General features: G+C 54.8%; 7 protein-coding genes. 4 read left to right on the forward strand and 3 right to left on the reverse strand.

The annotated features are described in order from the left end of the window. The 4 genes from ABF824_RS15405 to fghA all read left to right on the forward strand — a co-directional run. A partial coding sequence (locus tag ABF824_RS15405) for an FAD-binding protein (protein ID WP_415489862.1) occupies positions 1-493 on the forward strand: 493 nt, incomplete at its 5' end. Next, on the forward strand, positions 490-1,257 hold the full coding sequence (locus tag ABF824_RS15410; protein ID WP_415489863.1) for an electron transfer flavoprotein subunit beta: 768 nt from the start codon (positions 490-492) through the stop codon (positions 1,255-1,257). The genes ABF824_RS15405 and ABF824_RS15410, both read left to right, overlap by 4 nt. Positions 1,258-1,293: 36 nt before the next feature. After that, positions 1,294-2,406: an S-(hydroxymethyl)glutathione dehydrogenase/class III alcohol dehydrogenase gene (locus tag ABF824_RS15415; RefSeq protein ID WP_010667027.1), complete on the forward strand. Its 1,113-nt coding sequence runs from the start codon at positions 1,294-1,296 to the stop codon at positions 2,404-2,406. Positions 2,407-2,416: 10 nt separating this feature from the next. Further along, on the forward strand, positions 2,417-3,265 hold the full coding sequence (gene fghA / locus ABF824_RS15420; RefSeq protein ID WP_415489864.1) for an S-formylglutathione hydrolase: 849 nt from the start codon (positions 2,417-2,419) through the stop codon (positions 3,263-3,265). A gap of 65 nt (positions 3,266-3,330) precedes the next feature. On the opposite strand, the gene ABF824_RS15425 is transcribed toward fghA, so the two are convergent. The 3 genes from ABF824_RS15425 to ABF824_RS15435 all read right to left on the reverse strand — a co-directional run. Beyond that, complete coding sequence (locus ABF824_RS15425; protein ID WP_415489865.1) at positions 3,331-3,540, reverse strand: hypothetical protein; 210 nt, start codon at positions 3,538-3,540, stop codon at positions 3,331-3,333. 8 nt (positions 3,541-3,548) lie between these two features. After that, positions 3,549-4,442, reverse strand: coding sequence for a hypothetical protein (locus tag ABF824_RS15430; protein ID WP_415489866.1), 894 nt, complete (start codon positions 4,440-4,442; stop codon positions 3,549-3,551). After that, positions 4,442-5,010: hypothetical protein (locus ABF824_RS15435; RefSeq protein WP_415489867.1), on the reverse strand; the 569-nt coding region annotated here is incomplete at its 5' end. The genes ABF824_RS15435 and ABF824_RS15430, both read right to left, overlap by 1 nt.

Here is a 5,010-nt window from a genome sequence, read left to right on the forward strand (position 1 = left end):
GGAAGGCGACGCGCACGAAATCCTGCCGCTGGAAGAAACGGTTGCGAAGCCAGTCCCGGCATCTGCGCGTATGACAGTCGGCGCGGTCATTCCTGCCGATCCGGCCACCATGAATCTTGGGGATGCGCCGTTTGTCGTGTCCGCGGGACGGGGCGTGACGGATTTCGCCAGTTTCCGCGCCACCGTAAGCGCCCTGCACGCCACGCCGGGTGCGAGCCGTGTGGTGTGCGACAATGGCGACATGCCGCGTTCCACGCAGGTTGGGGCGTCCGGCACGATCCTCGACGCGCTCTGCTATGTCGCGCTGGGTATTGCCGGAGCACCACAGCATCTTCAGGGGCTCGGACGTGTGGAGCACGTCGTGGCGGTCAACACCGATCTTCACGCGGCGATGGTGGCTCGTGCCGGCCTCGCTATCATAGCCGATGCGCAGGCTGTTATGCTCGCGCTGTGTGAGGTTCTTGCCGCTGAATATGGGGAGAAGGGCGCATGAAGGCCGTCATTCTTCTGTCCGCCGGGATTGATCCGGTATCAGGTCGTCCAGCGCCTGTGCCGGGAGAAATCCGCGCCATTGGACTCGCGCGCGAACTTGGCGTCACGCAGATGATTGGCCTGCATGCCGGACCAGCCAGCCCGGCTCTGGCGGAATATGGTGGTTATGGCCTTACACACATCCTCTGCCTGAAGGGTGGGGAAGTTGATCCCGTGCACGCTCTGGCCGAGGCAGTGAAAACCCATGCCCAGTTTGCGGAAGGGAAACCGGATCTGGTGCTGGCCGCCTCGCGCGGTTGCGGCGGCAGTGATACGGGTCTGTTGCCGTATCAGCTTGCTCAGGCGCTCGACTGGCCCATCGCTACCGATATTGGCGCGCCCATGGAGCACGCCGCTGCCGGTCAGCTGACTCTTGCGCAGTTTCGGGCAAGAGGAGCGGTCAAACCTGTGTCCGTGATGCTTCCTTGTGTCGTCACCGTTCCGGAGGCAGCCCGTTGTGTTCCTGCTTTTGTGTTTGCCCGTCAGCGGGAAACACGGGTGGACGAAGAGGTCGTTACGGTTCATCATCGGCTTTGTGTTAATGAAGAAGCAGGCATGTGCCGTCCCTATCGCAGGCGGCCGAAACTGATTTCGGGCGCATCGAAGGACAGCGGAGGCGGCAACTTGATGGTCCATCCTGATCCGCACGAGGCTGCGCGCGCGCTTGTCGCGCATCTTCGTGCTTTGGGTGTTCTGCCCGATTCTGGTCAGGCTCCCAAAGCCTGATCATTGAAGTAACAGAGAAAGAAAGAGAAAAGCGTAATGGACGTAAGAGCTGCGGTAGCGTTTGAAGCCGGCAAGCCACTGGAAATCGAGACGGTCCAGCTCGAAGGCCCGCGCGAAGGTGAAGTGCTGGTCGAGATCAAGGCGACCGGTCTGTGCCACACGGACAAGTTCACCCTGTCCGGCGCTGACCCGGAAGGTCTGTTCCCAGCCATTCTCGGCCATGAAGGCGCGGGTATCGTTCGTGAGGTCGGTGCAGGCGTGAAGCACCTGAAGCCGGGCGATCATGTCATTCCGCTCTACACGCCGGAATGCCGTGAGTGTAAATCCTGCCTGTCGCAGAAAACCAATCTCTGCACATCCATCCGCGCAACGCAGGGCAAGGGCCTGATGCCGGACGGCACCTCGCGCTTCTCTTTCAAGGGACAGCCGATCCATCATTATATGGGCTGCTCGACCTTCGCGAACTTCACGGTTTTGCCGGAAATCGCGCTGGCGAAGGTCCGTGAGGATGCTCCGTTCGACAAGATCTGCTACATCGGCTGCGGTGTGACGACGGGTATCGGTGCGGTCATTTTCACGGCTAAGGTTGAGCCGAACTCCACGGTCGCCGTGTTCGGTCTTGGTGGCATCGGCCTGAACGTGATTCAGGGCGCGAAGCTGGTGGGCGCAGAGAAGATCATCGGCGTGGACATCAACCCGGCCCGCGAAGAAATGGCCCGCAAGTTTGGCATGACGCATTTCGTCAACCCGAAGGATCTGCCAGATGGTGACGTCGTTGGTCGTATCATCGAACTGACGGGTGGTGGCGCTGATTACACCTTTGAGTGCGTGGGTAACACGACCCTGATGCGTCAGGCTCTTGAGTGCGCCCATCGTGGCTGGGGTGTGTCCACGGTCATCGGTGTCGCCGGTGCAGGGCAGGAGATCAGCACACGTCCGTTCCAGCTTGTCACGGGCCGTCGCTGGATCGGTTCCGCGTTCGGTGGGGCGCGCGGCCGGACCGATGTGCCGAAAATTGTTGACTGGTACATGGAAAACCGCATCAATATCGACGATCTCATCACGCACAAGCTCCCGCTTGAGAAAATCAACGAGGGCTTTGACATGATGACGCGTGGCGAGAGCATCCGCACTGTCGTCGAATTCTGAGGAGCAGGACATGACCCTGACAACAGCATCCAAACACGTCTGCTGCGGGGGCGAACTCGGCTTCTACACGGTCCAGTCGGAGGCTCTCGGGCTTCCGACGACCTTCGGCGTTTTCATCCCAGAAGGCGCGAGCAGGGAAAAGCCGGTTCCCGTGCTTTATCTGCTGGCGGGACTGACCTGCACGCAGGATACGTTCCTGATCAAGTCGAACATCGTTCGTTTTGCGGCGAAGCACGGTATTGCGCTGGTGGCGTGCGATACGTCTCCGCGTGGTGCGAATGTGCCGGGTGAGACGGATAGCTGGGATCTGGGTGTAGGTGCTGGGTTCTATCTGGACGCCACGCAGACACCCTGGCGCGCGCATTATCGGATGGGCACGTTCATCAGTGAGGAACTGCCGAAGCTGGTCGCTAGCCAGTTTCCGGTTGATGCGACACGGCAGGGTATCTGTGGTCACTCGATGGGTGGTCATGGTGCATTAGTGCATGCGCTCCGTGCGCCGGAGAAATGGAAGTCCGTATCAGCGTTCGCACCGATCGTGCATCCTGCTGCCGTGCCGTGGGGGGAGAAGGCCTTTACCGCCTATCTTGGTCCGGACAGGGCAACATGGGCCCAACATGATGCCACGCTGCTTCTCAAGGCCGGTCACACGCACCCGACGACGATCCTTGTGGATCAGGGCGATGGGGACCAGTTCCTTGAGCGTGAGCTACAGCCTTGGCATCTGGATGAGGCCGCGAAGGTGGCGGGACAAAAGCTCACGCTCCGTCGCCATGCCGGATATGATCATTCCTACTGGTTCATCCAGACCTTCATCGAAGATCATATGAATCACCATGCGGCAATATTGAACGCATAAAAAAGGGCAGCCTTGGCGCTGCCCTTTAATTTTTTCGTTTTCTGATTGTGTAAGTGAGGATCAGGTCAAACACTGATTCCTCCGCCCTGTGTGAGATCATAGGATGGAAGTTCGATCTCGCAGATGGAAGTAATCCAGGTTTCATTGAGATTGTTCAGGGACATTATGCGATTGGCCTGAGTTGCATCACCTAGATAGCGTGCTGCTACATGCCAGAGAGAGATGTCACTGGGGCCGATGGAGATCGTAGTGGCCGAAGAGAGTGAACTGGACATTATTGTTCCTATTTACTGGCAGCCGAAATGTTTGTCTGCATACGTGTGAGATAAGCACTGTTGAGTGCGCTTGTTGAAGCGAGGCCTGAGTAGGCGGTTGCGGCAAGAAGAGATGATGGGCTGGAGACAAAATTTCCTTGCGAGTTTGCTGCGATCGAATTCAGTTCAGTATCAGATGCTGAAAACACGCTATCATTGTAGCCTTGAGCGACAGTGAGCTGATTTTGGAAATTAAGCAGATCAGCATTACTGGCAAGCGAGGATAAAGCTCCTGCCTGTGTTGAGATGCCAGAAATTTGAGTTGAAAGAAGCGACATACTTCCACCGGAACCTAAAAGGTTGGCGAGGGGCGTGATCTGGCCGAGATAAGAAGAAGCGGACCCGGAGAGGGCTGATACGTAAGAAGAGGCTTCTGCGGTTGTTCCTGTGATTGCTGAAAGTGCGCTTGAAGCATCCGTTCCGAGCAGAGAGATCAGAGCCGACTTGGTAAAATTAGTAAGTGCGCTGGCAGATGGGATAATCTCACAGAAAATTCTATAAGGAATTATCGTTCCTTTTTGCGTATAGGCAGCTTCAAAAGACGTCACCACAACATTTCGCGAAATACCTCCCCCTGAAAAGGGATAGATATTGCCACTTCTTGCCATGGCATCAAGCGTTTGGGCACGTTGGAGCGCTGAACTGCCCCTGAAGATGCCTTCCCATGCCAAAGGTTGATCATAATAACCATTCAGAACAACGGTTTTGCCTCCTCCAGCCTGTCGGAAAATATCAGTCGCCTGATATCCTCCCCATGTGAGTTGGGAAGGCACTTCTGCATCTCCAAAGACAATGTTGCCTAAAGTGAAAGCCTGTGTGCCAAGAGCAGAATTTATGCTGGAAATTACGCCAAGAAAGCTCATTAGATATGCAGTCCGGGGTGGCTGGGCACACTCTGTATCCAGGACATCAAAGATCCCGAGGGTGGTTTTGTGAGTTCATGCATGAGATTTAACTCGGTTGGTCGATGATTGGAGGAAGATTTTGTAGATTTCCAGGTGTTTTCTGAAGCAGAAGATATGGATCGGGTGAATGTGTCTTGAGGTTTTGGCTTTGTTTTTTCTGTAAGATGGGGTGGTCTTAAGAAATTAGATAAAATATTTTTGGTTTCTTTGATAAGGTTTATTTTATTTTGTTTGTTTGTTGTGTGCTTTAATATTAATGGATGTAATTTTATTTGTCTTTGCGTTGTTGGTTTTTTTTCTGTTTTCTTAAGTAATCTGAAATGCAAGGTGTTTTGATGTATAACAGAAAAATTATGCGAGTTTCTTTTGAAACTACTTCTTTTTATTGATGAAAGAAAAGTTTGTTCTTTAAGGCTGGTCTGCCTTTTTGTATGTCGTATAAGGTTGAAAGCGTGATTCTTGTGAGCAATTGCCCTGCTGTGGCTGTGGCTGTGGCTGTGGCTGTGGCTGTGGCTGTGGCTGTGGC

The sequence above is a fragment of the Acetobacter sp. genome (assembly GCF_047721705.1).
Classification (GTDB): Bacteria; Pseudomonadota; Alphaproteobacteria; order Acetobacterales; family Acetobacteraceae; genus Acetobacter.

Coding starts and splice junctions, on each gene's coding strand:
- ABF824_RS15410 (WP_415489863.1), top strand. CDS start 490: ATGAAGGCCGTCATTCTTCTGTCCGCCGGGATTGATCCGGTATCAGGT.
- fghA (WP_415489864.1), top strand. CDS start 2,417: ATGACCCTGACAACAGCATCCAAACACGTCTGCTGCGGGGGCGAACTC.
- ABF824_RS15425 (WP_415489865.1), bottom strand. CDS start 3,540: ATGTCCAGTTCACTCTCTTCGGCCACTACGATCTCCATCGGCCCCAGT.
- ABF824_RS15415 (WP_010667027.1), top strand. CDS start 1,294: ATGGACGTAAGAGCTGCGGTAGCGTTTGAAGCCGGCAAGCCACTGGAA.
- ABF824_RS15430 (WP_415489866.1), bottom strand. CDS start 4,442: ATGAGCTTTCTTGGCGTAATTTCCAGCATAAATTCTGCTCTTGGCACA.